Here is a 23,520-nt window from a genome sequence, read left to right on the forward strand (position 1 = left end):
GTAGTCCAAGATCTTGCAGCTCTTTCTGCGTCCGAAACTCAGGTGTGTCCATGAAAGCCATCCTCTGCTCGCAATACTGTCAACCTGACGATCTCGTGCTGGCTGATGTGCCCGATCCGGTGGCGGGTCCCGGCGAAGCCGTGATCGCGATCAAGGCGGCGGCGCTGAATTTCTTCGACATCCTGATGATCCAGGGCAAGTACCAGATCAAGCCGCCGTTCCCGTTCTCGCCGGCTGCCGAAGTTGCCGGCGTGATCGAAAGCGTCGGGGCAGGCGTCACTGACCTGAAGGTCGGCGATCGCGTCGTCGCTTCCTGCGGCCACAACGGCGCGCGCGACAAGATCGCGCTGCCGGCGAATTCGATCGTGAAGATTCCCGACAATCTCGACTACGACCGCGCCGCCGGCATCATCATCATCTACGGCACCGCGCTGCATGCGCTGGAAGATCGCGCAAGCCCGAAGCCGGGCGAGACGCTCGCGGTGTTAGGCGCCGCCGGTGGCACCGGCCTTGCTGCGTGCGAGCTCGGCAAACTGATGGGGTTGAAGGTGATTGCCTGCGCCTCGTCGGACGAGAAGCTGGCATTCGCCAAGCAGCACGGCGCCGAGCTGACGCTGAACTATGGCAAGGAAGATCTCAAGGAAGGCCTGCGCAAGCTGACCGACGGCAAGGGCGCCGACATCGTGTTCGATCCGGTCGGCGGCTCCTACGCCGAGGCCGCGCTGCGCTCGACCGCATGGGAAGGCCGCTTCCTGGTGATCGGCTTTGCCGCCGGCGACATTCCGAAGATCCCGCTCAACCTCGCGCTGCTGAAGGGCTGCGATATCCGCGGCGTGTTCTGGGGCGCCTGGGCGCGGCAGAATCCGGACAAGAATCGCAAGAACCTCGAGAAGCTCGTGCAGTGGACCGCGGAAGGCAAGATCTCCTCGCATGTCGACCGCACCTTCCCGTTGTCGCAGACATCAGAAGCCCTGAAGGTGCTCGCCGGCCGCAAAGCGATGGGTAAGGTGATCCTGCACCCGGGAAGCTGAACCGAGATTGCGCAGCCCGGAAGGAGCCGAACAGATTACCATGGCGCTCCCTACCGTCTCCGTCACCCTGAGGAGCGCGCTCTTGCGCGCGTCTCGAAGGGTCGACGGCCCCGCTGGTGGCCGTACATCCTTCGAGACGCGCTTCGCGCTCCTCAGGATGACGGATCGAAAGTTTCGTAGCCCGGATGGAGCGCAGCGAAATCCGGGATGCATCATAATCTTCCCTTGAAAAGGGGAGGTCGCCTTGCTCGCGAGAGCAAAGCGGGTGGGGATCAAATCTGCCGGCTTGCAGCGTCGCCTGTGGCTGACCCCCATCCCGACCTTCCCCCTTTCAGGGGGAAGGAGAAGGCAGATCTCACTCCTCGTCCGGCACCCCGCGCTTCAGCGCGGCGCGAGCGGCATCGCGATGCTCCGACGTGATGTGGCTTGCCACCATGCGGAGCGCGGTTGCGAGCACTGCGGCGTCATCGGTGAAGCCGAGAATCGGCAGCATGTCGGGCACGAAATCGAACGGCAGGATGAAATAGGCGATCGCCCCGAGCAGCGCCGCCTGCACATGGCGCGGCGTCTGCCGGTCGAAGGCGCAGTAATAGGCGGCCAGCAGGTCCTCCGCGAAGGGCAGGCTCGCCACCACCTTCTTGAACTTGATCCAGAAACGGCGGCGCACGCTCTCAGGATCCTGCGCCAGCCGATCGGCAGGCCCAAATCCCGCGCCGTGTTCGCTCGATGTCATCGCAAGGTTCCTCGACGCCGCGCCAATTCGGCGGCGGACGATGCGAATCTGGGGATATCGGCGGACCCGCGCAAGGTTCCACGCGCCGGGGTCAACTGACCCCAAGCTGCCTTGCGATCGCGTTCATGGCCTTGGCGAGGTCGATGTCGCGCTTGGTCACCCCGCCGACGTCGTGGGTCGACAGCACCACCTCGACGGTCTTGTAGACGTTTTTCCACTCGGGGTGATGGTCGCTCCTCTCGGCGACCAGGGCGGCACGGGCCATGAACCCGAAGGCCTCATTGAAGTCCTTGAACACGAAAGTCTTGGCGATCGCCTCGCGGCCAGACGCCTCCGACCAGCCGGCCAGTTCCCAAAGGGCGGCCTTCCTCGCCTCCGCTGACAGCCGTTCGACCATGATAACCCTCCCGTTTGACGCCGACTTTAGCCTAACAACCGGCCTCCGGGATGGGATCCACGCCCAAATTAAGGCCGAAATCGCGTCCTATCGCCGCTGGTAACCATGACGGAGTTGTAACATCTGTCCGTTCAGTAATTTGCTACACATAGAGGATGTATGCGCGTTGGTAGTTTTGCGAGATTGAGCCCCGACGATTGTTTGCGAGATCGATGACAGACGGCTCCGCCAGCATGTCGCCCAAGCCGCTGCGTTCGGCAAAGCGGCGGCTGATGTTCGTTTTGATCGCGGGCGCATTGGCCATCATCGGCACGTTGCTGGCCGGCTATTATTTCGCCGTGCGTCCGGTGACGCTGCGGATCGCGGTCGGTCCTGCCAACAGCGATGACGTCAAGGTCGTGCAGGCGCTGGCGCAGGCCTTCAACAACCAGCAGAACACCCAGGTCAAGCTGAGGCCGGTGCAGACCGAGGGCGCCACTGCCAGCGCCCAGACGCTGGCCGACGGCAAGGCCGATCTCGCCATCATCCGCGGCGATCTCGAGGTGCCGAAGAATGCCCAGGCGGTCGCGACCCTGCGCAAGAATGTCGTGGTGATGTGGGTTCCGCCCGCCAAGGGCAAGGTTCGGAAATCCGCGCGGATCACCAAGATCGCGCAGCTCGCCGGCCGCAAGATCGGCGTCGTCGGCCGCACCCCGGCCAATGTCAATCTGCTGAAGCTGATCCTGACGCAATACGGCGTCGACCCGATGAAGGTCGAGATCGTTCAATTCCCGGCGAATGAGGCGGCGGAAGCGATCAAGAATCTCAAGGCCGACGCCTATCTCGCCGTCGGCCCGGCCAACAGCAAGATCACGATCGATGCGATCACGGCGTCGGTCCGCGACGGCGGCGAGCCCAGCTTCCTTGCGATCGACGCCTCCGAGGCGATCGCGCAGAACCATCCGGCCTATGAGGCCGCGGAAATCCCCGCCGGCTCGCTCGGCTCCGCCGACCGGCCCGATGATGAGGTGAAGACGATTAGCTTCTCGCACCACATCGTTGCGCGGAAGGGCCTGTCGGACTCGACGGTCGCTGCATTCACGCGGCAATTGTTCGCGATCCGGCAGTCGCTCAAGACCGATTTCCCGCTCGCCGCCAAGATCGAGACGCCGGACACCGACAAGGATGCCACCATTCCGGTGCATCCGGGCGCCGCGGCGTTTGTCGACGGCGAGGAAAAAACCTTCCTCGACCGCTACAGCGACTACATCTGGTGGAGCCTGATGGCGTTCTCGGCGATGGGTTCGGCCGGTGCGTGGTTCGCCGGCTATCTCAAGCAGGACGAGCGCAACACCAACACCTCGCAGCGCGAACGCCTGCTGGAGATGCTGAAGACCGCACGGCAAAGCGATTCGATCGAGGAACTCGACCAGATGCAGGCGGAGGCCGACGACATCCTGCGCCACACGCTGGACTGCTTCGAGCACGGCGCCATCGAGGAAGGCACGCTGACCGCGTTCAACATCGCGCTCGAGCAGCTTCATAACGCCGTCGCCGACCGCAAGGCGCTGTTGTTCAGCATGCCGCAGAATTTGCAACGGGCTGCGACGCAGTTCAGGGCGGCGGGCACGGCGTAGGGGCGCCGCCAATCTTTATCCGCAAACTCCCCTTGCCTCCCCCGCACTCGGGAGAGGGAGCCTGACAGATGTGCTTCCCTTACGTCCCGCACTCCCGCCGCTGTAATCTCTCCGTCATGGAATTTTTCTAGGTCTTGGCGCGCCTGCGGCGCATTGTCGCTGTGACCTGAGGAGGCTCCCCATGACGATCCGGTTCTCGCGAAATCTCACCCGCCGACGCTTTCTCTCCACGGCGGCTGCGGCCGGCGCCGGCGTGATTGCGATGCCCTATCTGTCGCGCGCCGCCGACCGTCCCGTGATCACCCATGGCGTGCAGTCCGGCGATGTCGGCGTCGACGGCGGCGTGGTGTGGGCGCGTGCGGACCGGCCGTCGCAGATGATGGTCGAGGTCGCGACCGCTGAATCGTTCAAGGACGCCCATACGCTGCCGCCGATCACGGCGCTGCCCGAGAGCGACTTCACCGCCAAGATGCTGCTGGAGAACCTGCCCTCCGGCCAGGACATCTTCTATCGCGTCCGCTTCCGCGACCTCGCCCATATCGACGTCGTCGGCGAGCCGGTGGTCGGACGCTTCCGCACCGCGCCGAGCGATCGCCGCGACGTCTCCTTCGTGTGGGGCGGCGACGTCGCCGGCCAGGGCTGGGGCATCAATCCCGACGACGGCGGCATGATCACCTTCGCCGCGATGAAGAAGCACGCTCCGGATTTCCTTCTGCACTCCGGCGACACGATCTACGCCGACGGCGTGATCCCGTCCGAGGTGAAGCTTCCCCACGGCAAGGTCTGGAAGAACGTCACGATCCCCGAGAAGGCCAAGGTCGCCGAGACGCTCGACGAATACCGGGCCGCCCACAAGTATAACTTCCTCGACAACAACGTCCGCGCCTTCAATGCCGAGGTGCCGATCTTCGTGCAGTGGGACGATCACGAGGTGACCAACAATTGGTCGCCGTCGAAGCAGCTGCCGGCGGTCTACAAGGAGCGCGACATCACCGTGCTCGCGGCGCGCGCGGCAAAGGCCTTCCACGAGATGTATCCGATGCGCGAGAGCATCGTCGAGCCGGGCCGCGTCTATCGCACGCTGAGCTACGGTCCGCATCTCGACGTCTTCATGCTCGATGAGCGCAGCTATCGCGGCCCCAACGGCCTGAACCTGCAGGAGCAGTACGGCCCCGACGCCTATTTCATCGGCCCGGACCAGATGGCCTGGCTGAAGCGCGCGCTGCTCAACTCGCGCGCCACCTGGAAGGTGATCGCCTCCGACATGCCGCTCTCGCTGATCGTCTATGACGACGCCGCCAACAAGAAGGGCTCGGAAGCCTTTGCGCAGGGCGATGGCCCGGCGCGCGGCCGCGAGCTCGAGATCGCTGACATCCTGCGTTTCATCAAGACCGCGGGAATCGTCAACACGGTGTGGCTGACCGCCGACGTGCATTACGCCGCCGCGCACTACTACAACCCGAACAAGGCCCAGTTCCAGGAGTTCGATCCGTTCTGGGAATTCGTCTCCGGCCCGCTGCATGCCGGCACGTTCGGTCCGAACGAGCTCGACAACACCTTCGGCCCCGAGGTGAAGTTCATCAAGGCGCCGGGCGAAGGCAACCAGAACCTGCCGCCGTCGGCGGGCATGCAGTTCTTCGGCCACGTCAGGATCGACGGCAAGAGCGGGCAGATGACGGTGAGCCTGCGCGACCGCGTCGACGCCGAGCTGTGGGCGATCACCCTCGATCCCAAGCCGGTCTAGTTCGATCACAGCCACGACGGAACCGGACTCTTCGTCTTGACGGCCTTGCCAAGGCGCGGCAACGCGATTGCCGGGGATGGACCTCCCCGGCATCTTCCGGTACCGATGTCAGAGCCGTTATGCTGGGGGCCCGGAGGGGCGGAGCATGAGGCGCTGCGAATTCTTTCGCGTGCTCGGTGGTAGCGTTGCGAGGTTTCGGCCTCGCCGCTTGTTGGTTGTCGCGATCGCAGTGTTCGCGCTGCTGCCGATCGAAGTCAGCGATGCCGGCTGGCTGCCCGATCTCTTCAAGAGCTCACCCAAGCATGCCAAGTCGCCGAAGCGCGCGAAGGCGACAAGGGCTGGCAAATTGGCGAGGCACCGCGCTCCACCCAGGCACCGCGCCATGCGGCTGGCCGCCCTTGGGCCAGTCACCCTGCCGCTTTCAGCTCTCAAGCCGGCCGCTGCCAAATGCGATCCCGCGACGTTCCGGATCGTGCTGGATGTCGGACATACCGCGCAATCGGAAGGCGCGATCAGCGCGCGGAATGTCGCCGAGTTCACCTTCAACCTGCGCCTTGCGAAGCTGATCGAGGAGAGGTTGAAGGCCGAAGGCTTTGCCGAAACCAGGCTACTGCTGACCGAAGGCAAAGCGAGACCGAGCCTCTTCAAGCGGGTCGCCGCCGCCAACAATCTGCACGCGGATCTGCTGCTGTCGATCCACCATGACTCCGTGCCCAACAAGATGCTCGAGGACTGGGAGTTCGAGGGCAAGAAAAGCCACTTCAGCGACCGCTTCAGCGGCTACTCCGTGTTCGTCTCCCGGGACAATCCGGACTTCAAGACCAGCCTCCGGTTCGCCGAACTGGTCGCCGGGGAAATGAAGGCCCAGGGCCTGCATTATGCCGAGCAATACAGCCAGGCCATCATGGGTCGTTACCAGCACCCGTTGCTGAACAAGGATACCGGCGTCTACAGCAATGATGAACTCATCGTGCTGAGAAAGACCGCGATGCCCGCGATCCTGCTGGAGGCGGGCTCGATCATCAACCGGGACGAGGAACGCGAGATGGACTCGCCCGAGCGCCAAAACCTCATCAGCAGCAGCGTCGCTTCCGCTGTGAAGGAATTCTGCGAGCCGCGATGGGCGCTGCTCGGTCCACCCTGACGGCCGAGCGATCGACTCCTCCTCAGCCCGGCTTGCCCGACTTGATCTCCGTGAACTTGGCAAGCGCCTGCTCGAACTTGGCGTTGAACAGCCACATCGCATCGAGGATCTCGCGGAAGGTCGCGGATGTTCTTGCCCGGTCGGCCCGGCCGAACGCGAAGACGCTGTTGTTGCGCAGATATCGCATGATCCTGGGATCGGAAATTCTGTAGCCGACGAGGTTGCCCGATTTGAGCGCTGCCCTGGTCGGCGTGGGAATGATCTGGATCAGCTCAAAGACCTTCATCTGATCGATCGGGTCCGGCAGCGCTTTCTGGATCGCCGCGACCTGCGGGAAAAGTTCGGCGTGTGCGTTCATGAGGCCGTCCCGCACGGCGGTCCAGTGATTGAACCTGTGGTCGAGGTTGCCGACCCGCGCCTCTTCCCGGTCGTCGCGACGGCTCAGCGCAGGATCGAGTGTCGCGATCGACCCCTTGATGGCGGCCCATTTCCTTCGGCCGTCGCGATCCTCGGACGGGCCGGTCTGCAGGCTTCCTTTATAGGTGTTCGATCGTGCATTGCCCGCATTCTGCTTGCCGTTCGTCTCGGCAAAGAAGAGGCCGAGGCTGATACGGCCCGCGACGGCGGCGTCGGCGGCGTCAAGACCCTTGGCCCGCGCGATCACCGTCGCCAGATCGACCACGTCTTTGAATGGCGTATCGGATGTCTGCGCACCGGCGGGCGGGGCCTCCATGACGTCGAAGAGCTTCCTGTACTCATCGAGCAGCGGCTCATTGTCGGCGTTGAAGTAGGCCGGGGGAATTCCGAATCTGTTGGGTCTTCCAATCCTGGACGGAAGCGCATCGGTGAGGTCCTTGTAGGCGCTCATCATCTCGACACGGGCCAGATAGATCGCCTGGCCCGGCAAGTCGGGCAACGGCTGCTTCGAATCGATCTGCGCGCGGCGCTGGCGCAGGATCGACTCGAAGCCCTTCAAGGCTTTGTCATAGGTCTCAAGCGCGGCCGATTGCTCGCTCGAAAGTGCGGCCGGCGTAGCGAGAGCTGGCGACACGAAGCGACCGACGACGGCCGAGCCGAACGGCGGCGCTAGCAGCAGCCCGAGAGCGAGCGCGGCTGCGGGCGCGGCAAATATCCTGACCACCATGACGCTTTCCCGAAGCGTTTGCGTCACCGAATCCGACAGGCTGTATGGTAGACGACGAACGCGCCGACGGCGAGGCCGAAGCCGGCAATGCGTCAACGTCCGTTTCGCAGCGCCGCCTCCAGCGCCTCGCTCGAGCACGGTTTGGTCAGCCGCGGCTTGCCGGCGAGCGATGCCGGCAGCCGGATATCCGCACCGTAACCCGTGACGAAAGCGAACGGCACCTTCAGCACATCCAGCCGCTCGGCGATGGCGAACGTCTTCTCGCCCCTGACGAGGCCGACGTCGAGCAGCGCGAAATCCGGCGCGCGTTCGGCGATCAGCTCGAGCGCCCGGGCGACGTTCGTGGCGGTGCGCACCGTCCGGGCGCCGAAGCCGAGGATGGTGTCCTCGAAATAGAGCGAGATGATCGGATCGTCCTCAACCACGAGGACGTCACCGGGCATGCCGGCATTGGGGGTGAAGTCCATGGCGTGCCAGTTTCCGTTTTTAAAGCATGGATGAAAAGACCGGATCAGTCCGGCCGGATTGGCCCGCGACCGGCGCCTGAAAGCACGCCGGCTGTTCCCGAGGTGAAACCCATCACATCGCGGGCTGCCGCGTCTGTTCACTAGTGAACATAAATCCGGGAACCTTCCGATTATGGTCCGCGTTGGGTTCTCAGGATTTCCAATGATCACGAAACGGACCGAGTTGGCCGGGACGAGTGACCGGCCGTTCAACAATCTTTTGCGCCGGCTGAACGCCGCCGATTACGAACTGATCGCGCCGCACCTTGCCTTGGTCGAGGCCGCGGCCGGCGATCTGCTCTACAATCCCGGCGACGACGTCCAGACCGTGCATTTTCCATGCGGGCCGAGCCTTGCGTCCTACATGGTGCCCAATGAGGACGGCCGCGATGTCGAGACCATCCTGGTCGGTCGCGAGGGCGCGGTCGGCGGCATCGTCAGCCAGGGCTTCCTGCCGGCCTATACCCGCATCACCGTCAAGTTCGGCGGCCCGTTCGCGCGGCTGCCGGTCAGCAAGCTCGACGCCGCCAAGCTGACGTCGATCTCCGTGCGCAACATCTTCGCGCGTTATGCCGACTGCATGCTGGCGCAGATTTTCCAGTCGACCGCCTGCAATGCGATCCACTCGATCGAGCAGCGCGCGGCGAAATGGATCATCTCGGCGATGGAGCGCACCAATGGCAACGGCATGGTGCCACTCACGCATGAACAGCTCTCGACTTTGCTCGGCGTCGGCCGCAGCTACACCAGCCGCGTGATCCAGAACTTCAAGGCGGAAGGCGTGCTGGAGACGCGCCGCGGCGCGATCGTGATCCGCGACCCGGACAAGCTGCGGCAGCGCTCCTGCCTGTGCAACGACGCCGTCAAGGATCATTTCGAGGAAGTGCTGCGCGGCGTGTATCCAAGCGAGGACAACCCGCAGAACTAGGGTGTGTACTCATTATTCGTCGCATCCGCCATGCTTCCGGAAGCCGACGCTAAACCCGACATCGCCGTAGGGGTTCGTCCTATCGCCCCAACCCCGCGCGCTTAATGAGCGCTTAACGCTTTTGCGCAACAGATAGGATCACCAGCGCGGAATTAGTCCTAGTTATGAGTGCGAGCCGAGCTCCCGAGGAGGGGAATCGGATGGGACTGCTTTTTGTCGGAGCGCTGGCAGGAATCCTGATCGGCTTTGGCTGGTTCGCGCCTTCCCGAGGGGATTTCCTTGGGTGTGAGTCAAGACCCTGTTTCGACAAGGTTGCAGTCGCCCGACCCACAGAGCCAGTGCCGGCGGCGTTAGCGCCTGCGCCTGCGATCGTCAAATCGAATTCTGCAACCCCGGCAAAATCCGGCAGGAGACCATCATCGAAGAAACACGGACCGCCCGACCTCGCCAAGGCGGCGTCCCCGCGGACGAGGATCAACCTCCCGACACCCGAACACGCCGCGGACATGGCAGATCCTGTCCTCACCAAAGCGAAGGTCACGATTGCAGCGCAGATAGAGGATCCGGGATCGGCCGAATTCAGCGACATGAAGCGCGCCATGCGAAAGAACACGTTCGGACGCGCCGTGGATACGATTTGCGGGCGCGTGAAAGGAAGAAGTGCGTCGGGCGGAGAGACTGGAGGGAGGCCGTTTCTGTATCTTGTGAAGGAGGATGAAGCGTATGTCGTCGACGGCAAGTCGGGGTCGGCGGCGTCAACGGCGTATCGAAATATCTGCAAATAGGGGATGCGTCGACCGCGCCACGGCGCGCGTCCAAATGATTTGAGCGGAAAGAATTTCCCACCGAGGCGCCAGGCTATCCCGCAATGGATGCGATCCTGATGTCGGGGCTGCGCGTGATGATGCATTCAGGATGAATGCCGCAACGGTAAATGCGCAATACGGATCGATGGGACTGTCGCAGAAATTCTTTTCATTCCGAGGAAATCATGGACGACATAACCTCAAAACGGCTCAATGGAGCGCTTCACGTACCGGTTCTGGTGATCATCGAGCCGCACCTGTTGCCGCGCACATGTATTCTCAACGTCCTCAGACGGGAATTGGCCGACTTCGAGATCCTCGACATGGCAACGGTCCAGGGCCTGGACTGCATGTCGGCCCGCGACGTTCGTCTGGTGCTGCTGAGCATCGCGGACAAGCCCATCGGCGATCCCTCGGTCGAGGACGATCTCGCCTTCGTGGCCGAGCACTGTCCCAATGCCGCCGTCGCAATCCTGTCAAACCATGACGATGAGCCGACCGCGCAAGCCGCGATGCAGCGGGGTGTTCGCGGCTTTCTTCCCACCTCGCTACCAATCGAGGTCGTCATAGCCGGCCTGCGCCTTGTTCTTGTCGGCGGCGTCTACAGGCCGTTGCCGGTCGCCGAAATGAACAGGATGCCGGGTTTCGATCCGCCGGACGCGCGCGGGCTCGCGTCCGCATACCTGATGAACGAGGCAGCCAGGGCGGTCATCGACCGGAGCGATCTCACGCCTCGAGAGCAGCACGTCCTGGCGGAATTGGAGCTCGGCCTGCCCAACAAGCTGATCGCAGCCAAATTGAAGCTCTCGGAAAGCACCGTCAAAATGCACATTCAGCATATCATGAGGAAATGTGCCGCTCACAATCGCACGGAGGCGGTCCTCCGCTGGCGCGGCCGGTCGCTCGCGCAGAATCGCGATCACGACCCGGGCACAGCCCCAATGCCGGAGACCTAGTCACGCTGAGCGGGATCAATCCTCTCTGAATGCACCACGGAAGCTGTCGAGCAGGGGCCTGAGCGCGTAAAGTGCGACGGTACCGCGCCCCGTGGTGATGAACACTTGAACCGGCATACCGGGGACGATCTGGAAGTCGTTTGCGGCGATCTGCGCATCGTCGATCCGGATCTTGGTCGCGTAGTATGGCTGGTCGGTACGCTTGTCGAGTAGCCGGTCTGCCGATACGTGCACGACGATTCCCTTCAGGCGCGGTACGCGACGCTGATTGTACGGCACGAGATGCACCTCGGCATTGAGGCCGGAATGAACCACATCAATATCCTCGGGCCTCAGGCGGGCGGTCACGATGAGGCGGTCTTGCCGCGGCACCAGCTCCATGAGCGGAGCACCCGCCCCGATGACGCCTCCCGTCGTATGGATCCGCAAGTCGGTTATCACGCCGTCCTCAGGCGCCTTCACCTCCGTTCGCGATAGCTGATCCCTGGCCGCAAGCAACCGCTCGCGGAGCTGGAATATCTGGTTCTGTGCTTCACGAAGCGACTGTGCGATCTCGTTCTGCCTGTCGCTCTCGAGCTTGAACAAGGTGGCCTGCTGCTCGCTGATGACCTGTCCGGCGCGAGAAATCTGCGCGGTGATCTCGCCGCGGCGACCTTCAACGTCGGCCAGTTCACGTTGCAGGTTCAGAAGCCGCGGCCGCCGTTCGAGTCCCTTGTTCACGAGCGTCGTAACCATATCCAGTTCTTCCCGGACGATGTCGACCCGCTGCCCGGTGGCGCTCTGCTGAGCCTTGAGACCTTCGATCTCCCTCTCGACTTGAAGCCTCCGTTCGCGAATGACCGCAAGCTGCGACTCATGAACCTGCCGGCGCGCCTGAAAAATGAACTGCTGCGCCGATACCGCGGCGGCGGCCACCCCATTTCGCTTGCTGTCCTGTTCCAGCGCGCTCGGGATTGCGATGCTCTCAAAATTCTGCTGCTCGGCCTGAAGCCGTGCGGCACGAGCAATTGCATCCCACAACTGGCCTTGAAGGCTTTGCACCTCCGAACCGGGCCGGGTGTCGTCCAGCGCGATCAGCGTCTGTCCGCTTCGCACGATATCGCCGTCCGAAACCAGGATCTTCCTGACGATCCCGCCTTCCAGGTGCTGAATCGTCTTGCGGCTCGATTCCGATTCCACGACGCCGGAAGCGATCGCGGCGCTCTCGAGAGGCGCGAGGCACGCCCATGTGCCAAGCCCCAGCATGAAGCAGAGCACCAGCAGGTTGCCCGCCAGGGTGATACCGCGAAGCCGCCTACGCGGAGAGATGGCTGTCGGGGTCGCACACCATGGATATTCGAGGGGCTCGAAATCGTCGATCGCGGTAACCACGGCTCCGAGTCGTCCGGCGGCGAGCGGGGGGCTTGCCGGCGGTCGCACGAGCCGGTCCCAGATCGCGGGTAGCCTCGATATCGTAGGAAGCTTCCAGATGGTGAGAGGATTGCGGATCATGGCGCAGTCCGCGATGTAACCTGGGGTCGGCTCAGGTGCCGCTCAAAGATTTCCTCGCTGTCGCCGAAAGCGACGACCGCCCCCTCTTCCATGATGGCAATCTTGTCTGTGGCTGCAAGGAGACCCATACGATGAGTGACGACGACCAGGATGACACCGGCGAGCTTCATGCGCTCGATAGCGTCCAGCAGCATTCGCTCGCCCCCGTAATCGAGACTGGCATTCGGTTCGTCGAGAACGATCAGGCGTGGACCGCCGAAAAAGGCCCGGGCAAGACCGAGGCGCTGCCGATATCCGCGCGAGAAGGATTTTTCACGGTGAATCACCGTGTCGTACCCGTTCGGCAGACGCATGATCGCCTCATGAATTCCGACCAGCTTGGCCGCTTCCACGACCTTCCGCCGATCGGCATCATCAAGCCGTGCGATGATATCGCTTATCGTATCGCCGAGCAGGTCGATGTCCTGGGGGAGATAACCGAGACGGTGACCGCTTAGGCCCTCGCGAAGCAGCGAGACGTCGGTATTGTCGAGCAGGACACAGCCATGAGTTGGCGTCGACAGCCCGGCAATCACCCGGCCAAGCAGGGACTTGCCTGACCCGGACGCACCGATAATGCCAAGGCATTCTCCGCGCGCGAGCGTGAACGAGACACCGTTCAGCAGAAGGTGGTTGGTCCCCGATAGCCTCACGCCGACGTTGTCGACAACGAGACCGCCCGACGTCTGCCGCTGCGAACCCTCCGGATCCTGCCGTCCGGCGGCGGCGGGGGACGCGGCGAGAACCGCGCCGAGCCGCTGACAGGCACGCACGGCCGACCTGAGTGACTTCCAGCCTGCGATCGCACTTTCGACCGGCGCGAGCGCGCGGCTGAACATCAGTGTCGAAGCAAAAATGATCGCCGGACTCTTTCCGTGCTCGAGGACAAGCCACGCGGCAGCCCCCATTATCAACACCTGCGACAGCGCGCGGACCGGTTTGGTGACCAGCATCACGATCTCGCTTCGCCGGACTGCCACATCGTGCTCTCTGCGTGCCTCCTGCGCGTCATGGTAGATCGTGCGCGCAGCGCTATCGAGCATTCCCATGGCGCGGATCATGTGGATGTTGCCTGCGGCGGCCTGGAGGCGGCCGTAGCTTCTGGACAGCGCGGCGCCGGATCTGAGCAGAACGTCCTCGGTAACCAGATCTCCGGCAACCGTGAGAGCGAAGAGGAAAGCCACACAGCAGGCGCCTACCACGCCAAGCAGGGGATGGATGAGAAAGAGGACCAGGAGGAACAGGGGCGCCCAGAGTGCGTCGAACAGCATCGGACATGCGCCGGAATCGATGAACTGGCGCAGCGCGGTGAGATCCCGATATGCGTCCGACGCCCGCGTCCAATCGCTGCGAAACGCGGATTCGAGGCTGGCCGAAAGCGCGCAAGGACGGAGCCGATCGTCGAGCCAGGCGCCAAGGCGACCCAGGACAGCGCGCCGCAAGGCATCGAAAACGCCGCCGACCACGACCGTGATCGCGACAATGAGCGTGAGCAGGAGCAGCGTGTCGCCGCTCCGGCTCGACAACACCCTGTCGTAGATCTGAAGAAGGTAGATGGAGGGCGCAAATAAAAGCAGGTTGTAGCTGCAGCTATACGCGAATACGAGACCAAGCGGTCCCGCACAGGACCAAAGGGCCGCGTGCAGTGGCGTCGAGATCTGCGGCAGGACAGGCAACCGTATGGGCGGCATCAGCATGATCGTCACCGCCTGAAATCGAAGTCCGGCGCACTTGCCCGACAGCCAACGCGATCTGCCAAGAAGCGCATCGGCGGGGCATCGGCTTGAACTGCGGGACCGGCAGCAATGGCCGCCGGTCCCGCCACGGTCGGACGAGCCGATGGTCAGAATGTATCGAGGTGGAAGCTCACTTCTCCGCCCAGCGCGGCGTTGCCGTCTCCGCCATTGCCGCCGATGCCGGCCAGGACATCTTGGTGCTGGTCCACCGAGAGCTTGTTGATCTGAGTGGCATCCGTATTGGCATATACCTTGGAGGTATCGTGGCCGCTGTAGGATTTCTGGCTTCCGTTCGACTCGGCGCTTCCGCCATGGGCCTTCGCAAACACCGAGGCCGTCGCGTTCGCGCCGCCGGCGTCCCAATCTGCCGTCTGAGTGACGTGGTCGCCGGTGTTCACATGCACATCGGCGCCTTCTGCCTTGTTGGTTGGATCGAAGTTGAGGGTCGGCTTGCTGATGATAGCTCCCTTGAAGGTACCGTCGCCGCCATTTCCGACACTTTGACCACCGGTGTTGATCGATTTGAATTCGATCGAATCCGAGATGCTGATCGCCTTGGGCAACATTTGAGCCTCCGTCCTTGTGTTGGCTGTCGTGCATCATCCATCCCGATCAGGCGGACGCGCACGGGCGAGTCTGATCCGGCGATGCGCGCTGCCGATAGATGTCAAATCGGACACCATCCGGGTTGGTCGACCTACGTACGAAAGTATGACATTCGTCGCGCAACATCGGAGCTCGAAACATCGGGAGGCGCCTCTGCGCGAGATTTGCATGCGCAGGGAGTCCGCTACCTTGCGACCGGCCTGCGCGAGCGGCGCGATGCTTCGCTATGCCAACAGGTGAAGATCGGACAGAAGATGGGCGGAAAGATCGCCACCCAGCGCGAGATTGCCGTAGCCGCCGTCCCCACCAAGTCCGGCAATCTGGACCGCACTCTGGTCGATGTGCACGTTGTTGACCTGATCGGCCACGGCCGTCGAATGGGGCCCCGCCATTGCGATATTGACGGGTGCATAGATCGCGACGCTGACATCGATCAGGCTGCCGGCAAAATAGCCGTTGCCGCCGTTGCCTGCGCCGTTCGAGCCGGTCGCAATCGTGTCGGAGCCGCCCCACAAGCCGTGGGAAAGAAGGCTTGCATGGCCGCCCGTCGCGGCGTTGCCATTGCCGCCGTGCCCGCCCATGGCGGCGATCTGAAGTACGGATTGATCCACGTCGGCGTCATTCGTCTGGACTGAATGAACGTTGGAGCCATAGCCCGCGACTGCGATGTTGATCGGGTCGTACACTAAGATCGAGGAATGCACGAGACTCCCGTGGAACGCGCCGTCGCCGCCATTGCCGGCCTGACTCCCGCCCGTTTGAGCGTCCCAGACGCTCCCTCCGTTGCTTGATCCCCAGCTGGGGTCGAGCGTGATGATGCTGCCGCCGACGGCCACATTGCCATTTCCGCCACTGCCGCCGACGCCCGCGACCTGCGTAGCCGATTGATCGATGTCGACTGTGTTCGATTGACTTGCATGGGCCGTGCCGCCTGAGCTCGCCACCGCAATATTGATCGGATGATAGATCACCACCGGAGCGTCCACCAACGCACCCGAGAAATAGCCGCTGCCGCCGTTTCCGGCGCCGTTGTCGCCGCTCCCGATCACGCCGGGGCCCAGGGAAGCACTGATGCTGCCTCCCGATGCAAGGTTGTCATTCCCACCATGTCCGCCGACGCCGGCCATCTGAAAGGCGGATTGATCGACATTCAAATCGTTGGACTGGTTGGCCACGGCGGCCGAGCCGTATCCCAAACTCACCGAAATGTTGATCGGTTCATAGATCAACAGGGATGCGTGAATGATGCCTCCGTAAAAGTAACCGTCTCCGCCGTTCCCGGCGGTGTTCGCCCCGCTCTCGATCGAAGCGATGCCCGTCGCGGAATGGGATGCGCCGGCAGCAGGCTTCGTTGCCGAAGCATCCAGGCTCGCCGCAGTGTGGTTGCCGACGTGGCCGTACGTGTCGACCCCCGACGCGGTGGGATGGTCGGATTGGCCCGGGCCAGAGTCATAAGGCGGGGAATTCGACGTTGCGGGATGCGCATCGAGCCCTGCAAACGGGCTGCTCGGTGCCGGACCCGACTCGTCGTCACCATCGTGTCCATCGTCGCGATGAGAGGCGTGATGCAGCCGGATCCCATCCGACATCCGCGAAAAATCCATCGTAGCCTTCCTCATCGCAATCGCTCCGCGCAATCGGGACGGGTCCTGCACTCCGGACAGAATGTCATCCTGGGAAGGTCGAAAGCCCAGCCGTCAGTTCGGATATAGCGCTTCGGATGGACGCCGTAACATCGGCTATATCCGTTCTGGCGCGGTTACAGCCTTTGTCGTTTTGCGCGGGCCGGCGTCGCCGGCGTGGTCCATCAGCCCGCCGCTCCCAGGCGGACGGGTTGATAACCTCGCCCCGCCATTGCAATCGGGAAGGCGCTATCGCGGACCGCGAAAACCGCGCTACACTCGCCTCATGAGTGGGGCAGAACTTCACGCCGTCTTCGATGTTGCAGCATGGGGCGCGGCCGCGCTCGCGATGTGGTGGCTGTCGCGCCGGCGCGGGCTGCAGTTCCCCCGGCAATCCTTCGAACTGCCCTACATCGCCGCGTTGCTGTTCGGCGCCGGGGCCGGCGCCTACATTTTCGGCACGCTGAACCTGTGGTTTTCGGGGATGGCGGGCGTCGCCCGCTCGGTCGAGGGCGCGCTGGCCGGCGGCATCGTCGCGATCGAGCTCTACAAATGGCGACACGGGATTTCGCTGCGCACCGGCGCGCGGTTCGCGCTGCCGCTTGCGATCGGCGTCACGGTCGGCCGTCTCGGCTGCTATTTCGCGGGGCTCGAGGATTTCACCTATGGCACGCCGACCACGCTGCCCTGGGGCCATGATTTCGGCGACGGCGTGCTGCGCCATCCGGTGCAGCTCTATGAAAGCCTGGCGATGGCGGGGTTCGCGGCATTCTATGTCTGGGCCGTATTGAACCGAAATGCCGCCGTCATCACCAACGGATTCTACCTCGTGCTGTTCTACTACGGGCTGCAGCGCTTCCTGTGGGAATTCATCAAGCCCTATGGCGCGCTGATCGGACCATTCTCGCTGTTTCACCTGCTGTCGCTGTTTGTCATGATTTACGCCGCCGTCATGCTGGCGACGGCGCCGAATGTGAGCTTGAAGCATGAACGCGCCGCTGCGTAAGGCACGCCCTTACATCTTCTGGGGCCAGACCCAGTCGCTATGCGAAACCTGCCTGGCCCTGGTGCCGACCAAGATCCAGATATCAGGCAACGAGGTCTGGTACGAGAAGCGCTGCAAGCAGCATGGCGTGCAGTCGACGCTGGTCTCGACGGATGCGGCCTATTGGCGGCTGTGCAAGGATTTCATCAAGCCCGGCGACCGGCCGCTCGCGTTCCAGCGCCACACCGAATTCGGCTGCCCCTATGATTGCGGGCTGTGCCCCGACCACGAGCAGCACTCCTGCCTGGCACTGATCGAGATCACCGAGCATTGCAATTTGACCTGCCCGGTGTGCTTTGCGGATTCCTCGCCGGCACGCACCGGCTTCACGCCGCTGGCGAAGATCGAGAAGATGCTGGACGCGCTGGTCGCGAGCGAGGGCGAGCCCGACCTGGTGCAGATATCCGGCGGCGAGCCGACGCTGCATCCGGATTTCTTCGCCATTCTGGATGCGGTGCGCGCGCGCCCGATCCGCCATGTCATGATCAACACCAACGGCCTCAGGATCGCGCGCGAGCCCGACTTCGTGGCGAAGCTCGCCGAGAACAAGCGCGGGCTTGAGGTCTATCTGCAGTTCGATTCGCTGCAGCGCGAGGCGCTGGTCAATCTGCGCGGCGCGGACTTACGCAAGATCCGCCAACAGGCACTGGAGAATCTCGAGCGCGAGGGCGTCTCGACCACGCTGGTCGCGACCATCAAGCGCGGCGTCAACGACGGCGAGATCGGCGACATCGTCCGCCACGCGCTGACCTGGAAGTGCGTCCGCGGCGTCACGCTGCAGCCGGTGCAGGATGCCGGCCGCAACGAGCATTTCAACAAGGACACCGACCGCATCATGCTGTCGGAGATCCGCCGGCGCGTGATCGAGACCGGGGTGTTCGGCGCTGACGACATGATCCCGTTGCCCTGCAATCCCGAGAGCATCTCGATCGGCTATGGCCTGCGCAACGGCGACAAGGTGTTGCCGCTGACGTCGCTGATCCCGCAGGAGCAGCTCATCGCCGTGATGCCCAACACCATCAGCCCGGAGAAATATCCGGTGTTGCGGGAGAAGTTTGTCGACCTGTTCTCGCTGTCGTCGGGGCCGCTGAACACCTCGGAGCGGGTCTGCGAATTGCTGTGCTGCCTGCCGAGCTTCGAGGTGCCGGAGGGGCTGACCTACGAGAACGTGTTCCGCGTCACCATCGTGCAGTTTCTCGACCGCTTCAATTTCTGCGTCGGCAACGTCAAGCGAAGCTGCATCCACTTCGTCACCGAGAGCGGCGCGATCATCCCGTTCGACACCTACAATCTGTTCTACCGTGACGGAAAGATCGACGGCATCCGCGCCGCGCTGGCCGGCCAGACCTACCGTGAAGTCCGGCAAAGCGAGGAGGTGCCGCGATGAGCGAGACCAATCCACCGCCCATCCCGCCTGCACCATCGGAGCCACCCTACAAATACGTCCCGCCGCCGCAGTCGCCACGCAGCGGCTGCGCCACCGCGTTCATGGTGGTGTTCGGGCTGATCCTGCTGCTGCCCGGGCTCTGCGCCCTGCTGTTCGGGTTCGGCGTCCTGAGCGAGTCGAAGACCGATCCCTCCATTCTTTTCCTGATCCTGCTCGGGCTCGCGGTCTGCTTCGCCGGCGTGATGCTGATCCGCGCCGCGATTAAGGGACGCTAGTCCGGGGTATCGTGAGCAGTTTTCAGCAAAACCCGGAACAGAGACAGCGCAACGGCTGCCTGACCGCCCTCATGCTGGTGGTGGGGGTGATCCTGCTGATCCCTGGCGTCCTGTGCGCCATTCTCAACGCCAAGATGGGCGCCGGGGCCGGCGGCGACCCCATCACCATGTTCGTGATGATGGTGGCGCTGGGCGGGCTTGGCCTGATCGTGTTCGCGATTACCCGGAAGTAAGACCTGAAAGCCCCTCAAAACCCGCTTTTGGAACCAAAATCAGCCCTCCAAACAGCCAATAAATCATTGTTTTTTGGCGTCTTCTGACTATATTGCGCCGCAACGCGCAAGGTGCCCGGTCCTCTGACCGGGCTTCCTTTTTGGGGTGATGCGTCCCCGTCAAATTTCTTGGGTATGAGCGTGATCCGGGCCCGAATGGGCCACGCGAGCGAGCGGCCGGCCAAACTGGTCCGGCGAGATCGCGCATCTGACCATTGCACGACCAGAAGAAGAGCCATGAACCTTCGCAACGTCGCCATCATCGCCCACGTCGACCACGGCAAGACCACCCTCGTCGACCGCCTGCTGCAGCAATCCGGCACCTTCCGCGAGAACCAGAAGGTCACCGAGCGCGCCATGGACTCCAACGACCTGGAGCGCGAGCGCGGCATCACCATCCTGGCCAAGGCCGCCTCGGTGCAGTGGAAGGACATTCGCGTCAACATCGTCGACACCCCCGGCCACGCCGACTTCGGCGGTGAGGTCGAGCGTATCCTCAACATGGTGGACGGCGCGCTGGTGCTGGTCGACGCCGCCGAGGGCCCGCTGCCGCAGACCAAGTTCGTGGTGTCGAAGGCGCTCAAGATCGGGCTGAAGCCGATCGTCGTGATCAACAAGGTCGACCGTCCCGACGCGCGCCCGACCGAAGTCATCAACGAGGTGTTCGACCTGTTCGCCGCGCTCGACGCCAGCGAGGAGCAGCTCGACTTCCCGATCTTGTACGGGTCGGCCAAGCAGGGCTGGATGGCGGAGAGCCCGGAGGGTCCGAAGGACCTCGGCATGCAGCCGCTGTTCGACCTGATCGTGCGCCACGTCGAGCCGCCGAAGGTCGAGGAAGGTCCGTTCCGCATGATCGGCACCATCCTCGAGGCCAACCCCTATCTCGGCCGCATCATCACCGGCCGCATCTCCTCGGGCTCGATCAAGCCGAACCAGCAGGTCAAGGTGCTGTCCGCCGACGGCAAGCTGATCGAGAGCGGCCGCCTGACCAAGATCCTCGCCTTCCGCGGCCTTGAGCGCACCCCGCTCGAGGAGGCCGAGGCCGGCGACATCGTCGCGATCGCGGGCCTCACCAAGGGCACCGTTGCCGACACCTTCTGCGATCCCACCGTCGAGACGCCGCTGCCGGCGCAGCCGATCGATCCGCCGACGGTGTCGATGTCGTTCATCGTCAACAACTCGCCGCTCGCCGGCACCGAAGGCGACAAGGTGACCTCGCGCATGATCCGCGACCGCCTGATGCGCGAGGCCGAGGGCAATGTCGCGCTGCGCGTCGTCGAGGCCGCCGACAAGGATTCCATGGAAGTCTCCGGACGCGGCGAATTGCAGCTCGCGATCCTGATCGAGACCATGCGCCGCGAGGGCTTTGAGCTCTCGGTGTCGCGCCCGCGCGTCGTGCTGCAGAAGGACGAGGCGACCGGCGCCTGGCAGGAGCCGATCGAGGAAGTCGTGATCGACGTCGACGAGGAGCATTCCGGCGTCGTCGTGCAGAAGATGAGCGAGCGCAAGGCCGAGATGATCGAGATGCGCCCCTCCGGCGGCAACCGCCTGCGGCTGGTGTTCTACGCGCCGACCCGCGGCCTGATCGGCTACCAGGGCGAACTGCTCACCGACACCCGCGGCACCGCGATCATGAACCGCATCTTTCACGGCTATGCCGCCTACAAGGGCGAGATCCAGGGCCGCCGCAACGGCGTGCTGATCTCCAACGACCAGGGCGAAGCGGTGGCCTATGCGATGTTCAAGCTGGAGGACCGCGGCCCGATGATGATCGAGCCGGGCTGGAAGGTCTACAAGGGCATGATCGTCGGCGAGCACACCCGCGACAACGACCTCGAGATCAACGTGCTGAAGGGCAAGCAGCTCACCAACATCCGTACCACCTCGAAGGACGAGGCGGTGCGCCTGACGCCGCCGATCCGGATGACGCTGGAAAAGGCGCTCGCCTATATCGAGGACGACGAGCTCGTCGAGGTGACGCCGAAGTCGATCCGGCTGCGCAAGAAGCACCTCGACCCGAACGACCGCAAGCGCGCCGAAAAGGCCAAGGAAGCTGTAGCTTAAGCGGCGGCGTAGTAGCCTGTCGTGCCCCGGCTTGACCGGGGCACCCGGTACGCCGCGGCTCATCGGCTCAATCACTGCTGTCTCCGGAATACTGGATCACCCGCCTTTGCCTGCGCGGGTGATGACAGTCATGCATGTGGCGGCTTCAGGCCCGGCGGCGGACGTGCTAGAGCCGGGACATGACTTCCCTTCCCTCCACGATCGATGTTGCCATCATCGGCGCCGGCGCCGCAGGCCTCGGTGCCGCGAACGCACTGAAGGACTCCGGCCTCTCCACGATCGTGCTGGAAGCCCGCGACCGCCTCGGCGGCCGCGCGCATACGATTCAGGCCGCGCCTGACGTGGTGTTCGACGTCGGCTGCGGCTGGCTGCACTCGGCCGACCAGAACAGCTTTGTCGGCATCGCCCGGCAACTCAACTTCGAGCTCAACAAGGACCTGCCGCCGTGGCGCGAGCGCGCCTACGGCGAGGCGTTCCCGCAGGCCGCTCGCGACGACTTCACGCACGCACTCGACCAATTCTACGACCGCATCGAGCAGGCGGCGCGGCACGGCAAGGACTGCCCGGCCAGCCTGTACCTCGAGCCCGGCAACCGCTGGAACCCGATGATCGATGCGATCTCGACCTATGTGAACGGCTGCGAGCTCGACCAGGTCTCGATCCTCGACGTCGACGCCTATGAAGACACCGACATCAATTGGCGGGTACGGCGCGGCTATGGCACGCTGATCGCGGCCTATGGCGCGCAGGTGCCGGTCGCGCTGAACTGCGAGGTCAGGCTGATCGATCACTCCGGCAAGCGCATCCGCATCGAGACCTCGCGCGGCGTGCTTGAGGCGGACAAGGTGATCGTCACCGTGCCGACCAACCTGATCGCCGATCAGGCGATCCGCTTTTCGCCTGCGCTGCCGGACAAGCTCGACGCCGCGCGCGGCCTGCCGCTCGGCCTCGCCGACAAGGTGACGCTGGCGCTCGCCGAGCCCGAGGCGCTGCCGAAGGAAGGCAATCTGCGCGGCGCCACCATGCGCACCGAGATGGGCACCTATCACATCCGCCCGTTCGGCCAGCCCTGCATCGAAGGCTTCTTCGGCGGCCGGTTTGCGCGACAGCTCGAAAATGCCGGCGACGGCGCCATCGCCGCGCACAGCATCGACGAGATCGTCTCCTTCCTCGGCACCGATTTCCGCCGCAAGCTGAAGCCGCTCAGCGAATCCCGCTGGGCCCACGACCCATTCGCCCGCGGCTCCTACTCGCACGCACTGCCCGGCCACGCGGACAAGCGCGCCGTGCTGGCCGCGCCGGTCGACGGCCGGCTGTTCTTCGCCGGCGAAGCGACTTCGCCGGAGTTTTTCTCGACCGCGCACGGCGCGCGGGACTCGGGGGAGCGGGCGGCGAGGGAAGTGGTGGCGGCACTGCCGCGCAAATAGTCGCATCGTCATTGCGAGCGCAGCGAAGCAATCCATGCTGCCACAAGCGGAGAGATGGATTGCTTCGCTTCGCTCGCAATGACGGAGACTACTCCAGCACCCTCGCCCGCATGTCCGCGTCGGGCACGAAGCACGTCTCGTACTTCCCGAAGATGCGATAGCGGTTGCGGGCGATCAGGCTGTAGACGGCGTCGCGCAGCGGCTTGGGTACCGCGAACAGCGTGCGGGTCCAGCGCCAGCCGGGCAGATGGCTCAGCACCGTCAGCGCCGCATCGGATTTCATGTAGGCGACGCCGCCATGGACGACGGCGTTGGTGTCGGGGTCGTCAGGATCGATGCCGAAGCTCTTCGCCAGTCGCGTGCCGTAGCCGGACTGGATCGGCGTGAAGCGAAAGCGGCGTGCCGTGTCGCGGACGATGACGAAGCGGACCCAGCGCGAGCAGAAGATGCAGACGCCGTCATAGAGGATCACGTCGTCGTCGGGCCAAGTGCTCATCTCGATTCCCTCAACGCGTTTTCTTCACGCGAACCGGTTCCCACTTCGCTCGAAA

Annotated in this window: 22 protein-coding genes; 13 read left to right on the plus strand and 9 right to left on the minus strand. The window is 63.8% G+C overall.

Annotation, left to right across the window (positions count from 1 at the left end):
* The first annotated feature begins 50 nt into the window (after positions 1-50).
* On the plus strand, positions 51-1,031 hold the full coding sequence (locus I6F38_RS31325; RefSeq protein WP_225163125.1) for an NADPH:quinone oxidoreductase family protein: 981 nt from the start codon (positions 51-53) through the stop codon (positions 1,029-1,031).
* A gap of 355 nt (positions 1,032-1,386) precedes the next feature.
* On the opposite strand, the gene I6F38_RS31330 is transcribed toward I6F38_RS31325, so the two are convergent.
* Both I6F38_RS31330 and I6F38_RS31335 read right to left on the minus strand, forming a co-directional pair.
* On the minus strand, positions 1,387-1,764 hold the full coding sequence (locus tag I6F38_RS31330; protein ID WP_225163126.1) for a YkvA family protein: 378 nt from the start codon (positions 1,762-1,764) through the stop codon (positions 1,387-1,389).
* 91 nt (positions 1,765-1,855) lie between these two features.
* Positions 1,856-2,161 carry a 4a-hydroxytetrahydrobiopterin dehydratase gene (locus tag I6F38_RS31335; RefSeq protein ID WP_225163127.1) on the minus strand — a complete coding sequence of 102 codons (306 nt, stop codon included), beginning with the start codon at positions 2,159-2,161 and terminating at the stop codon, positions 1,856-1,858.
* Between the two features lie 212 nt (positions 2,162-2,373).
* On the opposite strand from I6F38_RS31335, the gene I6F38_RS31340 reads away from it, so the two are divergent.
* The 3 genes from I6F38_RS31340 (at position 2,374) to I6F38_RS31350 (ending at position 6,665) form a co-directional block, all read left to right on the plus strand.
* The gene (locus tag I6F38_RS31340) at positions 2,374-3,777 is read left to right on the plus strand and encodes a TAXI family TRAP transporter solute-binding subunit (RefSeq protein WP_225163128.1); all 1,404 of its coding nucleotides are present in this window, start codon (positions 2,374-2,376) and stop codon (positions 3,775-3,777) included.
* A 181-nt stretch (positions 3,778-3,958) separates the two neighbouring features.
* Complete coding sequence (locus I6F38_RS31345) at positions 3,959-5,521, plus strand: alkaline phosphatase D family protein (protein WP_225163129.1); 1,563 nt, start codon at positions 3,959-3,961, stop codon at positions 5,519-5,521.
* A gap of 211 nt (positions 5,522-5,732) precedes the next feature.
* Positions 5,733-6,665 (plus strand): N-acetylmuramoyl-L-alanine amidase, encoded by a 933-nt coding sequence (locus I6F38_RS31350; protein ID WP_225163159.1) that lies wholly within the window; start codon positions 5,733-5,735, stop codon positions 6,663-6,665.
* Between the two features lie 22 nt (positions 6,666-6,687).
* On the opposite strand, the gene I6F38_RS31355 is transcribed toward I6F38_RS31350, so the two are convergent.
* The gene (locus tag I6F38_RS31355) at positions 6,688-7,809 is read right to left on the minus strand and encodes a hypothetical protein (RefSeq protein ID WP_225163130.1); all 1,122 of its coding nucleotides are present in this window, start codon (positions 7,807-7,809) and stop codon (positions 6,688-6,690) included.
* A 92-nt stretch (positions 7,810-7,901) separates the two neighbouring features.
* A complete protein-coding gene (locus tag I6F38_RS31360; RefSeq protein WP_225163131.1) occupies positions 7,902-8,276 on the minus strand; it encodes a response regulator in 375 nt (124 codons plus the stop codon).
* A 202-nt stretch (positions 8,277-8,478) separates the two neighbouring features.
* On the opposite strand from I6F38_RS31360, the gene I6F38_RS31365 reads away from it, so the two are divergent.
* From I6F38_RS31365 to I6F38_RS31375, 3 genes are all read left to right on the plus strand, one after another.
* Positions 8,479-9,243 (plus strand): Crp/Fnr family transcriptional regulator, encoded by a 765-nt coding sequence (locus I6F38_RS31365; protein ID WP_225163132.1) that lies wholly within the window; start codon positions 8,479-8,481, stop codon positions 9,241-9,243.
* A 200-nt stretch (positions 9,244-9,443) separates the two neighbouring features.
* A complete protein-coding gene (locus I6F38_RS31370; RefSeq protein ID WP_225163133.1) occupies positions 9,444-10,028 on the plus strand; it encodes a hypothetical protein in 585 nt (194 codons plus the stop codon).
* 206 nt (positions 10,029-10,234) lie between these two features.
* On the plus strand, positions 10,235-11,005 hold the full coding sequence (locus tag I6F38_RS31375) for a response regulator transcription factor (protein WP_225163134.1): 771 nt from the start codon (positions 10,235-10,237) through the stop codon (positions 11,003-11,005).
* 15 nt (positions 11,006-11,020) lie between these two features.
* On the opposite strand, the gene I6F38_RS31380 is transcribed toward I6F38_RS31375, so the two are convergent.
* From I6F38_RS31380 to I6F38_RS31395, 4 genes are all read right to left on the minus strand, one after another.
* Complete coding sequence (locus I6F38_RS31380) at positions 11,021-12,496, minus strand: HlyD family type I secretion periplasmic adaptor subunit (protein WP_225163135.1); 1,476 nt, start codon at positions 12,494-12,496, stop codon at positions 11,021-11,023.
* Positions 12,493-14,232 carry an ATP-binding cassette domain-containing protein gene (locus I6F38_RS31385; protein ID WP_225163136.1) on the minus strand — a complete coding sequence of 580 codons (1,740 nt, stop codon included), beginning with the start codon at positions 14,230-14,232 and terminating at the stop codon, positions 12,493-12,495. The genes I6F38_RS31380 and I6F38_RS31385 overlap by 4 nt, the downstream gene beginning before the upstream one ends.
* A 146-nt stretch (positions 14,233-14,378) precedes the next feature.
* On the minus strand, positions 14,379-14,837 hold the full coding sequence (locus I6F38_RS31390; RefSeq protein WP_225163137.1) for a hypothetical protein: 459 nt from the start codon (positions 14,835-14,837) through the stop codon (positions 14,379-14,381).
* A gap of 264 nt (positions 14,838-15,101) precedes the next feature.
* Entirely contained in the window at positions 15,102-16,481 is a 1,380-nt protein-coding gene (locus I6F38_RS31395) for a hypothetical protein (protein ID WP_225163138.1), read from the minus strand.
* A gap of 304 nt (positions 16,482-16,785) precedes the next feature.
* Between I6F38_RS31395 and I6F38_RS31400 the strand changes: the two genes are divergently transcribed.
* The 6 genes from I6F38_RS31400 to I6F38_RS31425 all read left to right on the plus strand — a co-directional run bounded on the left by I6F38_RS31400 (position 16,786) and on the right by I6F38_RS31425 (position 22,969).
* Positions 16,786-17,505 carry a prolipoprotein diacylglyceryl transferase family protein gene (locus tag I6F38_RS31400; RefSeq protein WP_225163139.1) on the plus strand — a complete coding sequence of 240 codons (720 nt, stop codon included), beginning with the start codon at positions 16,786-16,788 and terminating at the stop codon, positions 17,503-17,505.
* Positions 17,486-18,931, plus strand: coding sequence for a radical SAM protein (locus I6F38_RS31405; RefSeq protein ID WP_225163140.1), 1,446 nt, complete (start codon positions 17,486-17,488; stop codon positions 18,929-18,931). The genes I6F38_RS31400 and I6F38_RS31405 overlap by 20 nt, the downstream gene beginning before the upstream one ends.
* On the plus strand, positions 18,928-19,206 hold the full coding sequence (locus I6F38_RS31410) for a hypothetical protein (protein ID WP_225163141.1): 279 nt from the start codon (positions 18,928-18,930) through the stop codon (positions 19,204-19,206). Before I6F38_RS31405 ends, I6F38_RS31410 begins: the two co-directional genes overlap by 4 nt.
* Before the next feature lie 11 nt (positions 19,207-19,217).
* Entirely contained in the window at positions 19,218-19,439 is a 222-nt protein-coding gene (locus tag I6F38_RS31415) for a hypothetical protein (protein ID WP_057021309.1), read from the plus strand.
* Between the two features lie 276 nt (positions 19,440-19,715).
* The gene (typA, locus tag I6F38_RS31420; RefSeq protein ID WP_016847242.1) at positions 19,716-21,542 is read left to right on the plus strand and encodes a translational GTPase TypA; all 1,827 of its coding nucleotides are present in this window, start codon (positions 19,716-19,718) and stop codon (positions 21,540-21,542) included.
* Positions 21,543-21,721: 179 nt separating this feature from the next.
* Entirely contained in the window at positions 21,722-22,969 is a 1,248-nt protein-coding gene (locus I6F38_RS31425; protein ID WP_225163142.1) for an NAD(P)/FAD-dependent oxidoreductase, read from the plus strand.
* Between the two features lie 88 nt (positions 22,970-23,057).
* On the opposite strand, the gene I6F38_RS31430 is transcribed toward I6F38_RS31425, so the two are convergent.
* The gene (locus tag I6F38_RS31430) at positions 23,058-23,465 is read right to left on the minus strand and encodes a thiol-disulfide oxidoreductase DCC family protein (protein ID WP_225163143.1); all 408 of its coding nucleotides are present in this window, start codon (positions 23,463-23,465) and stop codon (positions 23,058-23,060) included.
* Between the last annotated feature and the right edge of the window lie 55 nt (positions 23,466-23,520).

Source organism: Bradyrhizobium sp. BRP56 (assembly GCF_020194035.1).
In the GTDB taxonomy this organism is placed as follows: domain Bacteria; phylum Pseudomonadota; class Alphaproteobacteria; order Rhizobiales; family Xanthobacteraceae; genus Bradyrhizobium; species Bradyrhizobium australafricanum.